Here is a 21738-nt window from a genome sequence, read left to right as displayed (position 1 = left end):
ATAATTTGTTCCTCCAAAAAGTCAGGTTCACGCACAAGATTACTCTTGGCCGTGACAGTTCTTATATTTCTTACCGCTGCCACAAGGACATGGGTCGTTTCGGCCAATATTGACCGAGCGACGTACCGGTTTTTTCACAGTCTTCTCGCCATCTTCTTTCGGATTCACCGCTTGGCCCTTCGCTACTTCTTCGCGCTCTAGGTTATTGCGGATCTCCGCCTTCATGACGTATTTCGATGCATCTGATTCAATGGAATTGACCATCTCTTCAAACATACCGAAACCTTCAGATTGATACTCACGAAGTGGATCACTCTGACCATACGCACGTAAGTGAATCCCGTGACGGAGCTGATCCATCGCATCGATATGGTCCATCCATTTCGTATCGATTGCACGTAGCAATACGACTTTTTCAAACTCGCGCATCTTCTCTTGGGACATTTCTTCTTCTTTTTCATCATAACGTTTCAATACTTCTGCTTTGATGAAATCAGTCAATTCCTGTACCGATTTACCTTCTAAATCAGCTACTGTGAACCGATCTTCCGGTAAGAGATTTGCACCTAGATAGTCAACAAGACCTTTGATGCTCCAGTCTTCTTGCTTCTCTTCAGTCGTATGAATCGCAACTGCATTTTCCACAACACGTTCAAGCATTGCTTCCAGTACAGGGCGTACGTTATCTGATTCCAACACATCATTACGTTCCTTATAAATGATTTCACGTTGCTGACGCAACACATCATCATATTGAAGTAATCGTTTACGGGAATCGAAGTTATTTCCTTCGACACGTTTTTGAGCAGACTCTACAGAACGTGAGACCATCTTCGATTGGATCGGTGTTTCATCATCCATACCGAGTTTCGTCATCATGCCTTTCATTTGCTCAGAACCGAAACGGCGCATCAATTCATCCTCTAACGATAGATAGAATTGTGTGACACCGTCATCCCCTTGACGTCCGGAACGTCCACGTAGCTGGTTATCGATACGACGCGATTCATGACGCTCTGTACCGACAACTGCGAGTCCACCAACATCTTGAACCCCTTCGCCAAGCTTAATATCCGTACCACGACCGGCCATGTTCGTTGCGATTGTAACCGCACCTGGCTGACCTGCCTGTTCGATGATTTCAGCTTCACGTCCGTGGTTCTTCGCGTTTAAGACATTATGAGGCACTCCATATTTCTTCAAGAAAGCTGAGATAATTTCAGACGTCTCAATCGCAACCGTACCGACAAGTACCGGCTGGCCCTTTTTGTGACGTTCTTTAATATCATCTGCAACCGCTTTGTACTTCCCTTCAGTTGAAGAGAAAATTAAGTCTGGACGGTCATCACGAGAAATCGGTCGGTTCGTCGGAATTGCTACAACGTTCATATTATAAATGTTGCGGAACTCTTCTTCCTCCGTCTTCGCTGTACCTGTCATTCCTGAAAGCTTGTCATACATCCGGAAATAGTTCTGGAATGTAATCGTCGCAAGTGTCATCGATTCGTTCTGGACTTCAAGTCCTTCTTTCGCCTCGATTGCCTGATGAAGTCCATCGCTGTAGCGACGACCTTTCATGAGACGCCCTGTGAATGAGTCGACAATAACGATTTCGCCTTCTTGAACTACGTAATCCACGTCAATGTGCATACTCACGTGCGCTTTCAATGATTGATTGATTGTATGATTAAGCGTTACGTGCTGCAAGTCGAACAAGTTATCAATGCTGAACGCTTGCTCCGCTTTCTCGATACCCGCTTCCGTCATCGTTACGCCTTTCGTTGTTTCATCAAACGTATAGTCATCCTCTTTTTTCAACGTCGTCACAAACCGATTCGCAAGTCGGTACAATTCTGCTGATTTCGCAGCTTGCCCCGAGATGATCAATGGTGTTCGTGCTTCGTCAATTAAGATGGAGTCAACTTCGTCAATGACCGCATAATGAAGTGGACGCTGTACTTTGTGCTCACTGTACAGCACCATGTTGTCGCGCAAGTAGTCAAAGCCGAGCTCGTTGTTTGTCGTATACGTCACATCTGCAAGATACGCTTCACGCTTCTCATCTTTGCCCAAATGGTTCAAGTTCAGACCAACACTCAGTCCAAGGAACTCATACAACTGTCCCATTTCCTGTGCGTCACGAGATGCCAAGTATTCGTTGACAGTAACAACGTGTACGCCTTTACCTTCAAGTGCGTTCAAATACACCGCAAGTGTAGACGTCAACGTCTTACCTTCACCAGTTTTCATCTCTGCGATATTGCCTTCATGAAGAGCAGCTGCCCCCACGATTTGAACACGGAACGGATACAAGCCGAGTACACGGCGCGCAGCTTCCCGCACAACCGCAAACGCTTCAGGCTGAATGTCATCGACAGACTCGCCTTTTGCTACACGTTCCTGGAATTCTGCTGTCTTCGCTGTTAAATCAGTATCGGACAATTGCTCCATTTCAGTAGCAAGTGCCTCCGTCTGATCAGCAATCTTTTCTAGTCGTTTCAAATCACGTTTATTCGGATCAAACATTTTATTCAATACGCTTAGCATAATTTGGTCACATCCTCACAAAGTTCACCCCTCATTTTAACATTGTGAATGGACAGGCGCAAATGCAATGCAACGAAATTTCCGACTTTTGGATTATGGGGTGGCCAGAGTAGGATACTGGACTGATGAAAGTGGGCGGGTTAGCGGTGTAATCGGGCGGGTTCCAATTTGGAATGAGCGGGTTTCCGTAGCAATCGGGCGGGTTGCTGGTCACATTGGAGCGCATAGGTATCGAAATGGATCGGTTGTACATCATAATCGATCGCTTAGCCATGATAATGGAGCGATCAGACGCTACAACGGAGTCCTTAAGATTCACAAAAAAAAAACCGCCCAAGTTACAGGCGGTTTCCATACATTAATTAGCTCCAGTTTCAATCAAACCGTACTTGCCGTCACGGCGTTTGTAAACGATGTTTGTTGCATCCGACTCACCATCAGTGAAGATGAAGAAATCGTGTCCAAGCATGTTCATTTGAAGAATCGCTTCTTCTTGATCCATCGGTTTCAAGTCAAGCTGTTTAGTTCGAACTACATTGAACTCGTTCTCATCCTCAGCTGTATCCTGTTCCTTAGAATCACTTTCCATTGTTGCCTGTAAGAATGCACTAACGCCTTCGCGTTCGCGGAATTTACGATTTACACGTGTTTTATATTTACGGATTTGACGCTCAAGCTTATCAACAATCAAGTCGATGGCAGCGTACAAATCGTTATGGCGTTCTTCTGCACGAAGTGTCAAATTTTTCATTGGAATTGTAATTTCAACTTTAGTTTGCTTATCGCTGTATACTTTCAAGTTCACATGAGCTGTAGCTTTCAAAGTCTCAGTGAAGTACCTTTCCAGTTTACTGACTTTCTTTTCGACGTGCTCTCGAATTGCTGGAGTAACCTCGATGTTTTCGCCACGAATGTTGAAGTCTAACATATAAACTCCTCCTTTAATTTGACCATATCTCTATCTTCTACATTGTCCGAACAAAACCCTTTTTTTATTCTTAAAATCCAAAAAGAATTTTGTCGGTTGTTGCCGAATTGCTCACCTTACAAGTTAACGCTCAGCTTGCGTGCGTAGCTTCAAATCATTGATGATTGTTTGTGCGATTAACGCATCTTCATCAAAGTCGATGCCGTAAATCCAACCTGTTGCTGTCGCTTCCTTCCAAACGATGACACCGTTTGTTTCAATCGGCTGCTGGAACAAGTTGAACCGCAATCGGAGAGCTACTTCATCTCGCTTTACCGGGATATCAAAAGCGGTTTCCATACGTGTTCCGCCTGGACTGATATCCAGTAACTTAGAATCCCCTTTTCCGGTTCCCGGGCGATCACTGTTCTTTAAGTAAATACTGAATTCTGCTGGCACGGGTTCATCAAAGTGATATCTGAACGATTCGTCTCGTTTGTAGTGCATCACTACCACACTCCATCCAATTCTCTAGTGCCTTCAGTATACCAAAGTTAACCAGCATCGTCCCTAGTTTTCAGACTAAGTTCTCCGTCTACTACTATTACCGTAAGCGAGCAAACGCAAACCTCTTATCGCAAGTTAGCATCCATCAAATGTATGTGTTAAGTCCTTGCCGCATGTATAAAGAATACTCGCTCAGCATTCGCTGAACGAGCTTCTCTTAACCGCGAAGGCAATTATGTCTGATTCATTTGTGCAAACGCTATGATTCTACATCTTCGTTCGATTATTTCCCGCTACCATTAAGACCTTTACATTCTGATAATTAATAAAAGACACGTAAAAGCCGATGATTCTAAAAAATCACCGGCTTTCGTATTACTGTTTCGTATCATAAAATGTACCATCGCGAGCAACTTTACTATAAGGATTTACATAACTTCGCACACTATCTTTTTTAGTTTGAGAAGTAGATAAGTCTTTACGGATTTCTGTCAAATACTCTTCAAGTTTTAAAGCTACACGCGGTTCCACTGCAACCAAATCTTTCCCGAACTCTTCTTCTTCAGAAGAAAAAGGTGGTTGAATCTTTGGTTGCAACTGCTCACGTTCATCTAAAATCGACTCAATCGCTGCAATCATCACATCTCGCTGATCGTCGTCACTCGCAATTGGAAGCGCAAGCAAGCGATCCGTTACCACTTTCCACTGAACGAGTTCCTTCCGAATCATATCTCACTCACATTGCCATATTGTTTCTGGCGATTAAGTTGTATGACCTGCTTCCACGTATCACGGAAATCCTTAATGATTTCAGCAGCTTCTTCGAACATTTTGGAGTCATTTTTAATATTTCCCTCAACCAAGCGGCTGTTCGCGAATTCATATAACACGAGCATATCTTTGGCTACGGGGAACGTAGCGTCTAATGTAAGCATGAGCTCAGAAATAATCGCTTGTGCTTTCTGCACAGCTGTATTTTTTTCTTCAATTTGACCTGATTCTGCTGCACGCTTCGCTTGTTCAATGAATTTCAAACAACCGTTATACAGCATTAAAGTCAATTCACCTGGCGTTGACGTAGTAACAGAGTTATTTTGGTACGTAGCGTACGGATTATGCACAACCATTTATAGAACTCTCCTTTTGAATAACGTGTTCACTTAATTGCCGCCACCGAACGCATTCATCAAACTTGCAGATTGATTATTTGCGCGCTGGATCGCGGATTCCATGGCAGAGAATTGTTTCCAATAACGGTTTTCGACTGCTTTCATTCGAACTTCGAAACGTTCAATTTGCTTGTTCATGTCGTCCAGCGCCCTACCGAGTGTGAAAGCACTGTTGCTATCACCAATTTTACCCGCGCTTTTTTGAATTGCAGCTTGCGATGCATCTACCGCTGTACGTAGTTTACGTGCAAGTCCTTGATTTCCTTTAACATTCTCATCTGAGTTATTAAATAATTTCTCTACATCCTGAGGATTTTCTGCAATGGCAGCCTTTAATTTTTTATCATCAATGATCAGTTTACCGTGTTCTAAGTAGTTGCTAGAAGTTGTAATACCAATAGAACTAAGATTAATAGTACCCGGCTTTCCATCCGCATCTACAGTAGGTACAGATTGATTTAAAATGCTTCTCATTGTTGATAGTAACTTCGAAATTTCAGGATCATTACGCAACGTACCGCTCATTGCTTTTTCTTCCCAAAGTTCAATTTCTTTTTCCTTCATATCGGCTTTTTGTTCAGTAGACAATGGTTGGAAGTTGCGATACTTAGGCTCGCGGATCTTTTTATTCAGATCTTCAATTAACTTATTATAGTCATCTACGAATCCTTTAATTGAATCAAATACTTTTTCTGTGTCGGTAGTAGAGTTGAAAGTGATTTCTTTACTGCTTACTGCTTTTAGCGTGAATTCCATTCCATCGAGATCAAATGTATTTGATTCCCGTTCGATTTTCATTCCATTATAATAGACAATCGAGTTTTCACCGGAGCTAAATGTCGCCGATTTACCTGGTGGGAATAATTCAGATGGTATCGAAGGATCTGGAGAAGCTCCGCGTAAACTTAACGTGTCAGTTAAGTCTTCACCTGACTTGAATTCAATGCCGATTGCACCACTTCCACTCTCTTTAGCGGATATGCCAATTTTCCCAGAAACAGAATCATAGAAGGCTCTGACACCGCTTTGTTCAGTAATCTTTTTCACAATCGCATTAATGTCATCATCTTTTGCGAACTTCACATCAACAGACTTTCCATTTGGTGATGTAATTGTCAGTTCAGCTTCACCTGCTAATTTTATTGAAGCATGGCCATCAATGTTCCCACTTTGCATCGTCGCATTTGTAGCTAGTTGTTCTATCTTTATCGTCCCAGAAAAATCATCCGCATTACCTTTCGACCGAACCGATACATCATCGGGTGCTGAAACCGTAACATTCTTCTGGTTGAAGTTCTTCGATAGAATTGAGTTGTCGAAAAGTTTTGTGCTGTAATCCTTTAAATCGCGGTTAGCGGTACGAAAGTCTTTCAACTGCCACTCAAAATATGACTTCTTCTGATTCACTTTATCCAACGGGAGTCGTTGGGCTTTCATAAGATCTTTGATCATCGATTCAGTATCGATACCGCTGGCTAAACCACTAATTCTCATTTACACTCACTCCTTAAATTTTACGATCGATGAGTAGTCCTACGAATTTTCTCATTTCTGCGTGCATGTCCAATAACTTTTTGGATGGAATTTCTCGAATCACTTCGTCGGTTTTCGAATCTACAATCGTCACATAGTATTCGTTTAATTCTTCATGCATTTTAAATCGTAGCTGTGTGTCGACGCTTTCTAGAAACTTATTTATCCCTGCTGTTAGTTCTTTTGCTTCTTTTACAGGCAAATCGCGCTCTCTAGATGCTTGTTCGTGTCCGTGGTCTTTAATAGATTCCACTTTTGTCACAATTTCGGATGGCGTTCCTTCTACAGAACTAGCCCCTTGATGGCGGTCGGGACTTCCCCCTAGTTGACTAACCATGTCTCCGTCCTCCTCAGTGTCCTTCTCAATTACCTTCTATATCGGCAGTTGAGAAATAAAGTTAACCTCTAATCGACAAAACACCTTCAACTTGAAAGAAATCAGACCGAAGTAGTACGTACTACATAGTTTCTATATGAGGGGAATTTGATAATAAAATAATCTTGATGTATTTGAGTGAAGAACTTTGTCATTCAATCGATCTTTTTAAAGTTTAATCTACTAACAAAGGGATTGCCGAGTAACTGGGTAATCGTTTTTATTTTTTTGGTAATTATTATTCACTTTTCCTGTCATTACATAATCATGATTATAAACTTTGGTCAAGTGAATTTTTTCACTTAACATCCTTCATCTCCAACCGAAAATAATGAAGTATACGTAACTCACATAGGGGGCTCTATTCGATGACTAAGTCATTAAAGACTAAAATAATTTCAGCAGTAATAGTACTATTTTTAATCGGTATTTTACTTATGGCTTATATGTTGAACGGGCAAGTTAAAAAGCGTTCACTTGAGAACATTATCGATTCAAGCACAGGTCTGTCCGATGAGATGGCGATTTCCGTCGAGAACTTTCTCGGTCAATATGATAAAGGATTGGATTTGTTAGGAACGACAGAAACTCTTTCTGCATTTACTGGACCTGATGGCAAGGAAGTAAGCGAACGGGTCTTAATAGCTAAGCTTGAAGAATTTCTCAGTAAATATACAGACGCATCTTCTGTCTATTACGCACTTCCTTCAAAATATACCGGGATCTACCCTGTTGTAGATCTAACTGGTTTCGATCCAACGGGCCGTGAATGGTATCAGGCTGCTTCAGAAAATCCTGATAAGGTGCAATGGTCAACACCATATGTAGACGAAGCAACAGGAAACTTTGTCATCACCGCTTCAAAAGCTGTACTAGTCAATGGAAAACTCGCTGGTGTAACAGGTGTAGACATTCAACTATCGGCGATGACTGATGCATTGAATTCTATAGATATCGCACACGAGGGGTATCCCGTGTTGTATGACAAAGAAGGAACTGCCATTTCTCATCCGACAAAAAGCGGAGAGAATATGATGGACCTCAAATACGTAAAAGACATGTTTATGTATCAAAAAGGAGATTTGGAGTTCAAAGATGACAAAGGAAATGAATCTGTAAGTGTGTTCACTACCCTCCCTAAATTTGGCTGGAAAGTAGGAACTGTTTATAAAACAGAAAAGTTAATGGGTATGGCGAAACAACTCAGAACTTCTATCTTAATCATTTCAGTAATCACATTAGCGTTTGTTGCGATTGCCTTATTCTTCATCATTGGTAAATTGTTGAAGCCGATCGCAAGTCTTCGTAAATCAATGGATGCTGTCGCTGAAGGTGATTTAACGACGCATTCTGACATTCAAACAAAAGATGAAATTGGTCAACTTAGTAATAACTTTAACGAAATGATTTCAAGTATGCACAGCATAATTTCCGTTGTGAACCAATCGGCTGATAACGTCCGAACGAACTCGGAAAGTCTAAGTGCTGTTGCAGAAGAAACAAGTGCTTCCAGTTCTGAAGTGGCACATGCGGTAAATGAAATCGCGGAAGGTGCCTCTAAATCCGCAGAAGACGCAGAAATTGTGACAGAACGTGCAGATGAACTCGGTCGACAAATTAATGGCATTACAGAACGTGCTGTATCGATGACTGAAATCGCTGAACGCACCGGTAGCATGAATGCAAATGGACAAACCCAAATGGCTCAATTGCAAGAAACATTCCGATCTTCTGGCATGAACTTAAAATCGATGAACGAAGCGATTGCAACACTTGGCGAAAAAGTTAAAGCCATCGGTGGTGTAATGGATACAATCACAGATATTTCATCCCAGACGAACTTACTTGCTTTGAACGCTAGTATTGAAGCAGCACGTGCAGGTGAACACGGTAAAGGATTCGCGGTTGTGGCAGACGAAGTACGCAAGCTCGCAGAACAATCTGCACGCGCTACAAAGGAAGTACAAACGACTGTCCATCAGTTACAAGAAGAATCACGCCTAGTAACGGAACAAATGGAAGAAACGATTACAACGTTCCGCGACCAAGGTGTCGTCGTTAAAGAAACAGAGTCGACGTTTGGTCAATTGTCAGCATTGATGGAAGATATGCAAGCCTCAATTGACTCGATTTCAATTGAGATTCAAGCTGTATCGAATCATAAAGATGATGTCGCGATGACGATTCAAATGATGGCTGCGACGTCTCAAGAAACCGCTGCAGCATGTGAAGAAGTGAGTGCATCAACAGAAGAACAACTTCGTGCAATCCAGTCTGTGACGGATGCTGCGGAGACTCTGACGAACTTGAGTGAAGAGTTGAGTCATGCGATTGATCGGTTTAAGGTTTAAGGTATAACAACATAGCAAAAAGGACTGTCGATTCATTTGACAGTCCTTTTTTTCATTGTAGGATTCTTCTAGATGCAGTGCGAGCAGCATACACCCTCTCTACTTAAAATCGAGTATATTTTATAGTTAACTGGGTTTTGTTCTAATTTCAGTAGCAGCTCAGTATTGTATAGATAGATTGATTGATAGCTCACTTAAGGATTCTGACTAATTGGGTTAAGAAGTCATTTGTGACTGTAGAGAGGTGACGACATCGCGATGGATGAGCTGTCTGTAAACATGCAACACCCGAATTCCCCTTCATTATCAATACTACCTAAAGTGAGAAATACGTACATGAAGCCGCGTATTGCTGTATTTATTCCCGCCCATAACGAAGAAAAGTCGATACGCGATTGCTTAGAAGGGCTTGCTGATCAGACGTTGCCAAAAGACGTGGAAATGGATGTATTTGTCGTCGCTGATAATTGTTCGGATCGGACTGAGGAACTTGCTTTAGATGCAGGTGTGGAACTCAACTTGAGAGTAACTGTCCTTACGACTAAAAATAATAAGCAGCGTAAAGTAGGTGCGCTAAATACAGCTTGGAAGCATATTTACGGGGACCCTTTAGATTTGTATGATAAAAAACAAACGCTCTTTCAAGAGTTTTATAAAACCTCTATCAAAGCGATTCTCGGGATGGATGCTGACAGTAGATTGGCTCCTCAAGCTTTATCCCATCTTTGGAATGGGCTAATGAGCTCCCGCAATATCGGTGGCGTCATGGCGAAATATACGATGCGAATGCCTAAAAAGAAGAGCTTGCTTTCAAAATCGGACCCTCATTATGAAGACAAAATTGCAGCGGGTGAATATGGCGGGTTTCGTGAACGTTGGTGGACCCACCAGCAAAAACAAGACATGGCGAGCTGGCTGCTGGAGTTACAATACCGTGGCGGAAGTACGTATGTACTTGGCGGGCAAGCCACACTCTTTCGTCCCGAAGCACTTCAAGACGTCATCGATGAAAACAAATTAGACGGCCCTTGGCAAGATGAAAGTGATGTAGAAGATATGCTACTAACGTGGCAAATCCAGAAAAAGTGGAAGACACTCATTAGCCCTAATGCCCGCTGTTATGTAGATGCAATGAAATCGTATCATACGTTCAGACAGCAACGGAACAAGTGGCAATCCGGGACAGTCGAGTTACTGACTAACAGCAATATCGGGGTGCATTCCAAGCACCAAAGTAAAATTTGGCTTGCCCAAGTAAAAACAATGATGAACTTAATCATCCGAGTCCTATTAATTGTTTTGCTCGTTCTTAGCATCGCAACTGATCAGTTCACGTGGTCCTGGATCTGGATCACGCCTGTCGTTCTTGCTTCCATCTTAAATACAATTCTCGCCTTGAAGACCCCCATGCATAGACCTATTGACGTCCTCTTCGCCGCCTTACTCATTAGTCCCGAGATCTACTTATTGGTGAACCTCATCACCTTCACGAATGTATGGCTAGGAAAACTATCAGCGAACAAAAAAGATGGTTGGGCGATTCAATACAGTGCCGAGCGCGGACAGACAAAAAGTAAATTAGCTGAAGGACTGATTGCAGTCGTAATACTTGCTGCAGTAGTCATCTTCGTATGTATCAACCAAAGAGAACGACTAACGAGTGCACCCTTTCAGATAGCCCTAAGTCCGTACTTACAATCAGGGTGGATTGTTCTAACCTATCTAACGATTATTTCTTCCATCGCGATGGTGTATCAAATTTGGAAGTTGCGTGGGCATCATAAAGCTTAGGTTTATAGAATGAAGTGGTAGGTTTCATCACATTCAAAAACGCGATTCGGAAATTCGAATCGCGTTTTTGTAATCATATTTATTTAACAATAATAGTTGAATCGATTCAGCCCAATCGGTGATCTAGCACTTGAAGTCTCTAATCGACTCTAGTTTAAGCAATGAATTAGTCTTGCATACAAGCTTCTACAAACCCTTCAAATAATCTCAATGACGTTTTGTCTGCCCGATTCGAAAGCGCTTCAGGATGCCATTGCACACTCATTACAAATGTATGCTCCGTACTCTCAAGCGCTTCCACAATCCCATCTTTTGCTCTTCCCGTAACGACTAATGGTTTCCTTACATCATGTACTGCTTGGTGATGCAATGAATTCACAAGAATTTCTTTCCCTTCAGCATATTCAGCAAGACGACTTCCCTCTTCCACTTCAACTGTGTGCGTAGGATAGTTTCTATCCGCTTGCTGCTTATGCTGCAACAGAGGTCCTTCTACATCGGAGTAAATGTGTTGATAAATCGTTCCACCTAGAGAAACAGTCAATATCTGATGGCCACGACATATACCGAATACAGGCATATCCTTAGCGAGTGCACTCTTCGCAAGCGCCATTTCCATCGTATCCCGCTCAGGCGCAATCTTGCCAAGTTCACGCTTCGGTTCTTCCCCAAATAATAGTGGATTCACATCTTCCCCACCTGTTAGTAGCAATCCGTCAATTCGATTACAAATTTCTTCAATATCTTCGAGTCCTGTAGGTAGCACAACCGGCAACCCTCCGGCACGCAAAATCGCACGACTGTAATCTGCAAGTAGAAAAGTATCTCCGTTTTCATCTATATCTGATGTAATGCCTATGATTGGTTTCATGATGTAGTCCTCTTTTCTATAAGGTTCGAGTGAAATACTATCATCACACTCTGACAGCATTTCATTCCTTTTGCTGTATTCCCCCTATAGACAGACCTTAATCTTTTCTTTATTTACTGAATAATGTCTATCCTGATTAAACATTTCTACTGATAACGGGATCGTTTTATGAATTATTCAGCATTCGTTTTTAATCAGGGTACTATAAATTGGACCATAAACAACGTAAATTCTCTTTGGAAAGTAGTGAAAGAAACTATTGAAGTATTGTAGATTGCTTTGATAACAATAATCGTGTTTCTAATGCCTGAATCGATTTTTGCATCTCTTTCATTCGCCCGTTCAGCCTATCACTTCCCTCAGCAGACAACTCATTGCTAGTAGCATATTCTGCAATACTTTTCATCTCACTTAAATACATTTCAATTTCTTCCAATAACATGTCTTGCAACTTGGACAGCGCTAACTGCCGTTTCGCTTCTTCTAACTCTATATGTTCGTAGTCCATCAAAAATCCTCCCATCATATTCTTCACAAATACCAGGCTTCTAAAATACAACATGGTGTCTGAGATTACATCAAAAGATTAAATCGTGTGTAATATAATGCTAAAACTATGTATTTGATAATCTGCTAAGAAACTTTAGGAATACCGGCCCAATCGCTTGCCGTAGGCTTTTTTGATAATCGGAAGTTTATATGAAAGAAGATATGTATTGTTTACTAGTACCTTAATACATAGATTGCTTAGAGTAGCAAATTTAAAAATGTCAAAGTCTTATATATCCTTAGTATTAAGACCTATTAATAAACACTAATCATTAGTGGCCTCACATGCTTTTTAATCCCGACTGGGTAGTCTGAATAGTGTTTGAATTGCACTACACACAGGTACCTCTTTAGTTAATAGTCTCCTCATATATTTTCCATCTAAACTGGGTAGTCCGAATAGTGTCTGAATTGCACCTCACACAGGTACCTCTTTTAATTTCATCACCATTATATGTAAAAGAGACCCTAGTAAAACTAGAGTCTCCATCAAGTAATCTAATATTAACGAAGAAGTTGTAGAACTCCTTGTGGTTGTTGGTTCGCTTGAGCCAACATTGCTTGTGCTGCTTGTGAAAGGATTGAGTTCTTTGTTTGTTCCATCATTTCTTTCGCCATCGTGCGAAACATTTACTTTCATAAATGACTAGACTATATCTTCACCCTCTAATTTCTTAGTAGGGGTCGGGCACTTCGGATTCACAATGCTGATGTACATTGCTTCACCTACGGATTTCATCACCATAGCTTGCGCCTTAGATGGTCTATCCTAGTCGTTGAACCTTCTCCACTCTTTCGAGACAGGAGCTTGGCTGCTGATTGCCCAATCTCGCTTCTTTTCAACCATTCACGCTTGCCGTTTCCAGCTACGTTGTAGGGAAGTGAGTTTTAGGGGTTTCCAGCAATTCACCCGATTATTATCCAAGCCGTTACCAGCCAGGACGACTGTGCTTATTCCTGCAATTAAGCAGCTTCAGCATAATCAACGTCACGGATACGTGATTCCGCAGCAGTTAGGTTTTCAGAAGATGTGCTTAAGTTATTGATAGTATGCTCTAAACGGTTTTGAGTTGCCCCTAATTTAGAACGTTCAGAAGATACCTTAGATATAGCAGCATCAATAACTTTAAGTGCAACATTTGATTCTCCATGACTACCAACTTTAAGGTCTTTTACCCCTAAAGCAGAAGAACCCATATCTTTAATAGCAAGGTTAATGTTTTGACCAGTGTTAGCACCGATTTGGAATGTAGAAGAACCATCGGCATGAATGTCAGTAGCTTGCTTAGTTTCACCGAAACTAGAAAGGGCGTTAGTCGCACCTGATTTCACATTTCCAGTTGCATCTTTAACTGTAATAGTTAATCCATGAACTGCAGTTGTTTTACCAGCTGTTTTTGCAGCTACCTCAATTTTACCATTTGCGACTGAAGCTGTAGTATCCGCAGCGGCATTAGTATCTGCAAAAAGTGCCGCGATATCAGTACCTGCCGCAACAGTAATTTTGTCCGTTTTAGTTTTTCCATCAACTACGTAAGAGACCTCGATTTCGTCCCCTGCAATGATTCCAAGACTATTTGCATCTTTATCTTGTAAATCCACTACTTTAGTAGTTGTAGCTAGAGCTGCAGCTGCTTTTAATACTCCACCAGTTTGAACATTTGCTGCAGCAGCAGTTGTTTTGTCCATTGAACCATCTAATAGACTCTTAGTATTAAATTGAGTCGTGCTTGCTATACGGTCAATTTCTTTACCTAATTGGTCCATTTCATCTTGAATGTTTTTACGGTCTTCTGCCGTATTTGTATCATTAGCTGATTGGTTTGCTAATTCACGTTGACGTTGAAGAATTGAGTGAGTTTCGTTTAACGCTCCTTCTGCAGTTGCGATTAAAGAAATTCCATCTTGTGAGTTCTTAGATGCCATATCCAATCCACGAATCTGTCCACGCATTTTTTCAGAGATTGCTAGACCTGCTGCATCGTCTCCAGCTTTGTTGATACGAAGACCTGAAGCTAGTTTCTCCATAGATTTTGATTGTGCGCCTGAAGCACTGTTCAACTGACGAAAAGTAACCTCGAAATTCAAAGTTCTTCCTACCCAAGAAACCCATGTGACCCAAGGTATTTGCAGAATGTGAAGGTCCATCATTAGGTAAACCAAATATAATGGAAAGAACCCGTTCCAAAACATTAGGTAAGCATAAGAAAATGGAAGAGTGAAAAACAGTATTCCAATAGGAAACCCATAGGAACTGTTCATCATCTCTTCCATTAGTAATCCATTTGCTAAGCATTTTGTTGCAACAACGTCCCGACTTCACGAGCATAACCATACTTCTGAAAGAACTCTATCAATGCTACCTCAAAAATCTCTCGCTGATTGATGTTCTTTTCCTTGCTAAAGTCTCGAACCATTTGGTCAAGCGTATTCGTCATGTGAATCGATTTTGTCGTAAATAATCCTTGGATAGTGAAACGGGGAATTCTTCCTGACGCTACTGACGCTCCCAACAGACTTTGCAAGCCATCCTTGTTAGATGCCAACCATTCTAGTAAAGATGAAAATTGGTCAACACCACCATTTCCGATAGAAAGAGAACTAACCAATGTACCGTCACTGCTGGCAGAGGCAACATTTACCTCATCTTTAGGCATTGTAGGTGAAGTAGAAAGATAATTCCTTACTTCCTGTGACCATTCATAACCTTTCGATTTCATGTAACGAGCCATTTCAAAATGGTTTTCAAATCCCACTTTCAATGCGACCTCTTTCAAATCTGCTCCTTCCTTGTTCAGTTCCATCACTACTCTTCGAACCTTGTCGGATGGAAAGTTCACCATTGTTTCCAACGGAGCATTGAAAGTATCCGCTGGTACATAGGTTCCTTTCCGTTTGTCCCAAAGAAAGTTTTTACGATTCATATATCCATCCATCGAACGATACGTTGTGTAACGAAATTGCTCTGCTACTTCCTCTCTTGAAAAACCTTCCCCCAACACTTGTAAAATCTTCTTGACCTTTTCATCATAAATAGGTTGCAATGCTTCTACTTTAACCATCTGTACTCCTCCTCTATAGCGTGTTAACAGCATCTTTCAAATCATCCATGTTACTGTGAACGTAAATACTCGTTGTTTTTAGACTGCTGTGTCCTAACAGTTTTGAAATCTTGACCAAGTGAACATCGTTTTTGACTAGTTTGGAAGCAAAGGAATGGCGTAGGATATGGGCGGTCACTTTCTTTTTCCATCCTAGTGACTTCCTTGTATCGCTAAACACTTTTGCAACTCTTGTAGGTGACAGAGCGCCTGAAATTCTTGTGGCAAAGAAATTGTCCGAAACAACTTTCCAGTTCTCGTTATAGTCCACTAGCAGTTTCTTCAGTTTTGAATTGATTGGTACGAAGCGGTCTTTGTTGCCCTTTCCATGTCTAATGTGAATCAGATTATCTTGTAAATTCACATCTTCAACCTGAAGGTTTAAGCATTCGGATATCCGCATTCCTGTATAATAGAGAGTTTGTGCAACTAGGCGAATGAGGTCATGTTCGATTGCATCTACAAACTGGTTGACCTCATCCTCGGATAAGTAATGTCGCTCTTTTTGCTGGCATTTAATTGACTCCAATTTTGCTGTCACATTCTTGTTGCACCACTCACTTTTGTATGCGTAGCCGAAAAATGACCGTATGCTTCCTAACACACGTTTCCTACTAATCGGCTGGTTACCCTTAACCTCCTTAAGATAATAAAGGTACTCTTCCACATCTTCTTGTGTAATGTCCTCCAAGTAAACTGGGCTATTGTATTTCTCTTCAATAAAACGAATTAAAAGTGTTAAATCTTCATAATAGGCTCGTATAGTGACTGGACTTCGTTCAATGTTTGCTTGATATTTTGCAAACCGTTCAAGTGATTCCACAAATAACATGTAAACATCCCCTTCCAATTAGTTCATAGTAATAATATAATTTTGTATTCTTATTTCGATTCGGGTAGAGGTACCTCACATAGCGTCAGTAGCAACCCTATCCTTCGCTACTGACACTACTGTTGGTACAAGTGGATGATTACCATCCCTTAAATTCATCGTAATCCTCCGATAGCTCTGCATCTATGACTCCATTTGAATCAGTCCCAGTAAGCTTCAATGTTTCTTGTTGAGGGCGAATTGGAATAACCCCGTTACCAGTCTTTTGGATGGATATCTTTTTGGAGTCCCCAGCATGCCGAATATCAAATGTAATCCCGACATCTTCTAAATTGGACTTCACTTCCTTTAGCCTTCTACTTAAAATGTGTGCCGCTTTCGGGAATGTTTTGACGTTGGTATTCACTTTTTCTTGATAAGCAACACGTTCTAGTTCACCTAGCAAATTTGCAACGGAACCTGACCAATATTCGTTATATTTCATAAGTGCTACAACTGTTGCAGCTACTGGGTGAGATGAAATGGCTTCTTCATTTGATTGATTACGATTTTGGAGGTAGGCTTGTAAAAATTGTTCTCCCTCATACCCTAAGGCTTCCGCAATCGCATAGCCCCAGCGAGTGAAATCTGCCATCCTAGGAAGCTTGTCTAACTTTACATCGGGGAAAGTTGCCATTGCTTTTGATAGTGCCTTTAATGCACCACCGACTATACTGGCTCTATCTTTTTCAAATGCTTCCCACACTTCTCGTTCTTCTTTCCGCTCTTCTTCTGGAATACGGTCCAATTCAATAATAATGGAGCGGTCAATCAAATCCGCTCTTGTAACCACTACATTGATACCAGTCAATCCAACACATCTTCTAAGGTCTAGCAATGTTTCATCATCATCTGTAAATAATGTTCGCTTACTAAATCTACCACCTGTAGAAGCAATACATAAAAGGTCACTTTTTTCAGCAGATAATCCATCTAAATTATCAAATGATGGCATATAGTTGTTAGCCAATGAAAGTGCCAAGTCTTGCATACTATTGGGCATAGTTAACAAGTCTTGTGCAGCAGGGTCAACAATTTGTCTTGTTAACCGCATAGAGGTGGATTTGGAAGCTCCTTTTTCACCACTAAATACAAGTACGGCATGTGGAATACTCGGAATTAAACACGTAACTAGGTAGGTAAGGTAAAGAATTTGGTCATCTTCACTTTTTATTCGTACGTGATTTAGTAATAGCTTCAAATCTCCATCAAAATCAGGCAAGACTTGTGCCTTAGTATTCTTATTGCGGGTGAATAGGATGGGAGAATCCTTTAATACCTGGCATCCCTCCGGCTCCACCTTTACAACACTCCAATCGGCATTCGCTAGGTCATAATAAAAATCACTATCTTTTTCTGCCACTCGTAACTGCAAACTATGTTCATCCCCATCAAAGGCGGCTTTCATTTCCATAACGCCAAGTGCCTGATTCATTGCATCACTGGATGGTGCTCTTTTTGTTGTGTCATAATATTGCTTGGTTAGCCACATTTTGAATTTCCTACTTTTCACTTTTAAGACTTCCTTGTGACCATTAAGAATCACTGCTGCATAAGCCTCTCCTAAATCATTTTGGAAGAACTCGGCTTTATCGCTTACACTGATTAAGATATCCGCTTGTGATTCTTTCTTTGTTTCTTCTTTAAAGGATGACGGATTCCAATCTGGGTCAAATTTCTTCCGTAATGTCTGCCAGTTTTCTTCCGAACAGCTATTATGATGGCATCCCGCCGCAATACCTCCATTTTCAAATTGGATAATATATGCACTTTTATTTGTATGACTTTCATTCCAAGGGCAAGTTGATAACACATATTTCGTTGCTCCCTTTTGCCATGAAGCGGTAAATACTACATCCAGTTCATGTTCTTCAATGAATTCTTCAAGATTGAACCCTGCTTCTGTATTACTCTTTTTGGAAGATGATTTTCCTTCGTGAGAAATAGTTGGACAAATAGAGGCTAATGCCTGTAGTTGTTGCTTCGATACCTCTTTCAGTTCTTTTGGATACGAAAGTATTTGGGATACTCGATTTGGTCGTTCATCTGTATGGTCTCCTTTACACGCCATCGTTCCATAAAGCTTCCAAATTCGAGCGGCATTAAATACACCCTTATCAACGTTGACTATTTCATTACTGAATTGAAAGTCCAATGCTACTAATGTTGTTTTGATGAGCATATTACTCTCTTCATCGTTTGGAAGGTCAATAGCGTATAATAGATGAGCACCATTTCCGCTATCTGCAACAAGTGGTTCGTTCCATCCTCTTGCCCTCAGGAACTGTTGTACTTCTTTCGCCATTGTGAGAGCTACTTGGTGTTCTTCATCCGTTGATGAAATACCCGCTGGACGTACTGGGTCAAAATCAATCGGGAGCCAGCGGCGGCATTCAATGTCTGCATCAGAAGTTGTAAGTTTGGCTCGTTTAACAATACGGTTTGTAGCTCTTGACAGCAATTCTGGTTTCACTGGATTTAGTGTGATGTAGACTGCTTGAACGTTTCCATCATATTTTGCTGCAATTTCTGCTAGTTTTTTATTATCATCAAAGTAGCCGCTAACTGTACCCGTAGACGTTTTCAAGATGCGTAGTTCTGTTACCCCTCCAACTCTTTTAAGTATAGAAAGAGATTCCATAGTCATTTCTTCTGTTGTTTTTGCTTCTGTATGCGTCATTCTCATTCGACTCCTTTGTTTTTGTCTCGTATAGCGTCAGTAGGGACTATAGCAACCAATGCCACTATAGTCGGTACTGTTGCTTAATTAGGGTGTTACATGTCACCGAATTCGATGTCATCAACATCATACAGTTGAATCATCATTTCACTATCTTCTTTATTGGATGCCTTATATTGAATACCAGTTCCTCTTTTCTGGATTCTTACAATATTGCTGTAAACAACATCACCACGTTCAACGTTTTCAATCGTAGCTGTTACTGTCATACCGATTAGGGCATTAATGTCCAGTTCCCCACCTTTCGCTGGAACTACATCTAAGTCATGAAGCATTTTCATAAAGTTTCCTTTTTCGGACCATGTGATGGTTGGGGCGTAATACAAGTAGAAAAATTCACCATTCGGTTTAATAAACTCTACTTTAGTATTAAGGACATCTCGCTTGCCCGAATCGGTAAAGTCACTATCAAACTCGTTAACTGCCACTGAGTAGATTTTTCCTTCTACCGCTCCTTCTTCTAAGTTATACTTGTTTGAAGGACGAACTAATTTTGATTGATGTTTTTGCATTTTTATGACCCTCCAGTAGGCTTCATTTTTTCGAAATAGTTTTTGTAGCTCTCTTGCAAGACATATATTATTACACCTAAAAAAATAACGCAAGTGAGCAACAAACCCTTATATACCAACGTTTATTGTAGTTACACAAAGAGACTATTTCAGACGTTTATGCTTAGTCTACGAGTCTTCCCGATTGAAATAATTGAAAATAATTCCTATCCGTTCATATTAAAGGTAAAATAATTATGACTATTATAAATATTTAATCACCTTTTCGCAGACTTGTAGACTAAGTCTTGCCGAATGTCACATTTCGTCACAATTTGGACACATAATAAAAATACTTTCAAAAAAACCACGTTGTAAGGTTGTATTTCCTTACCTTTTCAATTTTTTGAAAGTAAACTTCTATTCAATCCAATAGTTAACAGGAACTTCTTATTACCTAAAATAGCGTCAGTAGCATCGAAGCCCCCCTATTTTCACTTCTGACTCTTCATTAGGAAGTCAAAGTGATTTGCAAAAAAAACAAGAACCTAAAATGGATTCTTGTTCTAAATTTCGAATCAATTACCTTCTATTCTTCTTAGACAATTCTTCCAAAGCGATTGCTAAAATAGCACATACCACTTTTTTAATGATAAGTATTTGCTTAGTATCCATACTTTTCCCCTCCAATCAGTAGTCATTTGGAAACATCATGGTGTAATGGGAACCATTATTCACAATCCAAATGGTTGTATCAATAGATTGACTTTCTTTAAGTTCTAATTGGACAACCAATTTCATTGGCGGCTGTTCCTGCTTGTTTGTAACTCTTTGCATGTCACCGCTTCTTTGAAGATGAAACACTGGTAACTAGTCCAATGGTTCTTGATTGTTCCTGTGGCTATCCATTATCCTCTAAAGTAGTACCTGTATTTCAACACTTACGCTTGATGCTATTTGTTGTGTTGCGTATCTTGGTTTTTCTTTTTCAATCATTTTTTCCACCATCCTTATAGAAGATTGACCGCATCCATCTTCTCTTGCTTAGTCGTTTGAATGTAGAACCTTGCTGTCATATTTACATTGGAATGTCCTGCTAGCTTACTTACAGTTGTAAGGTCTACACCCTTTTTCAACAGTCTTGTACAGAATGTATGACGAAAAAAATGAGGATGTAATTTGAAATCCAATTCTTTTGATATTTTTGCTAGCCAATCCCTTACTGCGTCACGATGCATATTTTCTGCCCTTTGGCTTACTAACAGGTAATCACTATGGCTGAAATTGGACTCAGAACGTTCTTCCTTCATGTAGTCCCTTACTAATTGAAGCACATCCTGTCTAAGCCCGATTTCACGTCTCTTTCCTCCTTTTCCAATCACCATCAATTGGCTTGTCAGAAAGTCAATGTCTGTAATCTTGGTTCCAACTAATTCACTAACCCTTACACCCGTATAAAGCAGCAAATACACAATCAGCCTGTTTCTAGTGCTAACTTTATTTCTGTTTTCAATATAAAATAGCAGCGTTTCAACCTGTTCCTCTGAAAGAGCATCCACAGTATCCTCACTTCCAGTAGCGATTTTGATTCTATCCCGCTTCAATTGAATGATTGTTTCGTTTAATACTCCCTTGGTTCTTAGAAAATCATTGTAAACCTTTAGACTAGTAATCTTTTTGTTGATGGTTGAAACGGCAAAGCCCTCCTTTATCAGATGTTCCTTGTACCGCACAAACGAAAAGCGGGATAGAACTGGAACATCCTTCAACTTTTCTTGCAAATAGGATTGAAATCCTTTCACATCATTCACATAAGACTCGATTGTTTTGGCTGCTTTGCCCTCTGTAAATAGCCAATTTGCAAATTCCCCTACATCCAACATTGATTCGCCCCCAATAACGAAAAAGGCTATTGATGTATGTAGTTCTACACC

Annotated in this window: 18 protein-coding genes and 1 pseudogene; 2 read left to right on the top strand and 17 right to left on the bottom strand. The window is 40.6% G+C overall.

Going from position 1 to position 21738, the window contains the following annotated elements:
* Positions 1-39: 39 nt before the first annotated feature.
* The 7 genes from secA to flaG form a co-directional block, all read right to left on the bottom strand.
* Positions 40-2547: a preprotein translocase subunit SecA gene (gene secA, locus ACRPI0_RS02630; RefSeq protein ID WP_432354627.1), complete on the bottom strand. Its 2508-nt coding sequence runs from the start codon at positions 2545-2547 to the stop codon at positions 40-42.
* 358 nt (positions 2548-2905) lie between these two features.
* Positions 2906-3475: a ribosome hibernation-promoting factor, HPF/YfiA family gene (gene hpf / locus ACRPI0_RS02625; RefSeq protein WP_432354625.1), complete on the bottom strand. Its 570-nt coding sequence runs from the start codon at positions 3473-3475 to the stop codon at positions 2906-2908.
* Positions 3476-3598: 123 nt separating this feature from the next.
* The gene (locus ACRPI0_RS02620; protein WP_432354623.1) at positions 3599-3961 is read right to left on the bottom strand and encodes a PilZ domain-containing protein; all 363 of its coding nucleotides are present in this window, start codon (positions 3959-3961) and stop codon (positions 3599-3601) included.
* 375 nt (positions 3962-4336) lie between these two features.
* Positions 4337-4690, bottom strand: coding sequence for a flagellar protein FliT (locus tag ACRPI0_RS02615; RefSeq protein WP_432354621.1), 354 nt, complete (start codon positions 4688-4690; stop codon positions 4337-4339).
* On the bottom strand, positions 4687-5088 hold the full coding sequence (gene fliS, locus ACRPI0_RS02610; protein ID WP_432354619.1) for a flagellar export chaperone FliS: 402 nt from the start codon (positions 5086-5088) through the stop codon (positions 4687-4689). The genes ACRPI0_RS02615 and fliS overlap by 4 nt, the downstream gene beginning before the upstream one ends.
* 33 nt (positions 5089-5121) lie before the next feature.
* Positions 5122-6624 carry a flagellar filament capping protein FliD gene (gene fliD, locus ACRPI0_RS02605; protein WP_432354617.1) on the bottom strand — a complete coding sequence of 501 codons (1503 nt, stop codon included), beginning with the start codon at positions 6622-6624 and terminating at the stop codon, positions 5122-5124.
* 13 nt (positions 6625-6637) lie between these two features.
* Complete coding sequence (gene flaG / locus ACRPI0_RS02600; RefSeq protein WP_432354615.1) at positions 6638-7000, bottom strand: flagellar protein FlaG; 363 nt, start codon at positions 6998-7000, stop codon at positions 6638-6640.
* A 407-nt stretch (positions 7001-7407) separates the two neighbouring features.
* Here flaG and ACRPI0_RS02595 point away from each other — a divergent pair, with 407 nt between their 5' ends.
* Together ACRPI0_RS02595 and ACRPI0_RS02590 are read left to right on the top strand one after the other, a co-directional pair.
* Complete coding sequence (locus tag ACRPI0_RS02595) at positions 7408-9390, top strand: methyl-accepting chemotaxis protein (protein ID WP_432354612.1); 1983 nt, start codon at positions 7408-7410, stop codon at positions 9388-9390.
* A gap of 336 nt (positions 9391-9726) precedes the next feature.
* Positions 9727-11181, top strand: coding sequence for a glycosyltransferase family 2 protein (locus tag ACRPI0_RS02590; RefSeq protein ID WP_432355868.1), 1455 nt, complete (start codon positions 9727-9729; stop codon positions 11179-11181).
* Positions 11182-11347: 166 nt separating this feature from the next.
* Here the strand turns inward: ACRPI0_RS02590 and ACRPI0_RS02585 are convergent, their stop codons facing one another.
* The 10 genes and pseudogenes from ACRPI0_RS02585 to ACRPI0_RS02540 form a co-directional block, all read right to left on the bottom strand.
* Entirely contained in the window at positions 11348-12052 is a 705-nt protein-coding gene (locus tag ACRPI0_RS02585) for a gamma-glutamyl-gamma-aminobutyrate hydrolase family protein (protein WP_432354610.1), read from the bottom strand.
* A gap of 256 nt (positions 12053-12308) precedes the next feature.
* Entirely contained in the window at positions 12309-12560 is a 252-nt protein-coding gene (locus ACRPI0_RS02580; protein WP_432354608.1) for a hypothetical protein, read from the bottom strand.
* A gap of 545 nt (positions 12561-13105) precedes the next feature.
* A pseudogene (locus ACRPI0_RS02575) lies at positions 13106-13219 on the bottom strand (flagellin); the annotation flags it as partial.
* Between the two features lie 345 nt (positions 13220-13564).
* On the bottom strand, positions 13565-14629 hold the full coding sequence (locus ACRPI0_RS02570) for a flagellin (protein WP_432355867.1): 1065 nt from the start codon (positions 14627-14629) through the stop codon (positions 13565-13567).
* A 260-nt stretch (positions 14630-14889) separates the two neighbouring features.
* Positions 14890-15663 carry a hypothetical protein gene (locus ACRPI0_RS02565; RefSeq protein WP_432354606.1) on the bottom strand — a complete coding sequence of 258 codons (774 nt, stop codon included), beginning with the start codon at positions 15661-15663 and terminating at the stop codon, positions 14890-14892.
* A 13-nt stretch (positions 15664-15676) separates the two neighbouring features.
* Positions 15677-16534, bottom strand: a complete 858-nt coding sequence (locus tag ACRPI0_RS02560) for a tyrosine-type recombinase/integrase (protein ID WP_432354604.1) — start codon at positions 16532-16534, stop codon at positions 15677-15679.
* Positions 16535-16673: 139 nt separating this feature from the next.
* Positions 16674-19253 (bottom strand): hypothetical protein, encoded by a 2580-nt coding sequence (locus ACRPI0_RS02555; protein ID WP_432354603.1) that lies wholly within the window; start codon positions 19251-19253, stop codon positions 16674-16676.
* A 95-nt stretch (positions 19254-19348) separates the two neighbouring features.
* Entirely contained in the window at positions 19349-19825 is a 477-nt protein-coding gene (locus ACRPI0_RS02550; RefSeq protein ID WP_432354601.1) for a hypothetical protein, read from the bottom strand.
* Between the two features lie 669 nt (positions 19826-20494).
* A complete protein-coding gene (locus ACRPI0_RS02545) occupies positions 20495-20641 on the bottom strand; it encodes a DUF960 family protein (RefSeq protein WP_432354599.1) in 147 nt (48 codons plus the stop codon).
* Positions 20642-20814: 173 nt separating this feature from the next.
* Positions 20815-21687: a tyrosine-type recombinase/integrase gene (locus ACRPI0_RS02540; protein ID WP_432354597.1), complete on the bottom strand. Its 873-nt coding sequence runs from the start codon at positions 21685-21687 to the stop codon at positions 20815-20817.
* Between the last annotated feature and the right edge of the window lie 51 nt (positions 21688-21738).

Origin of the sequence: Sporosarcina sp. A2 (assembly GCF_050858885.1) — a bacterium.
Classification (GTDB): domain Bacteria; phylum Bacillota; class Bacilli; order Bacillales_A; family Planococcaceae; genus Sporosarcina.
This window is presented reverse-complemented; position numbering and strand designations above follow the sequence as displayed.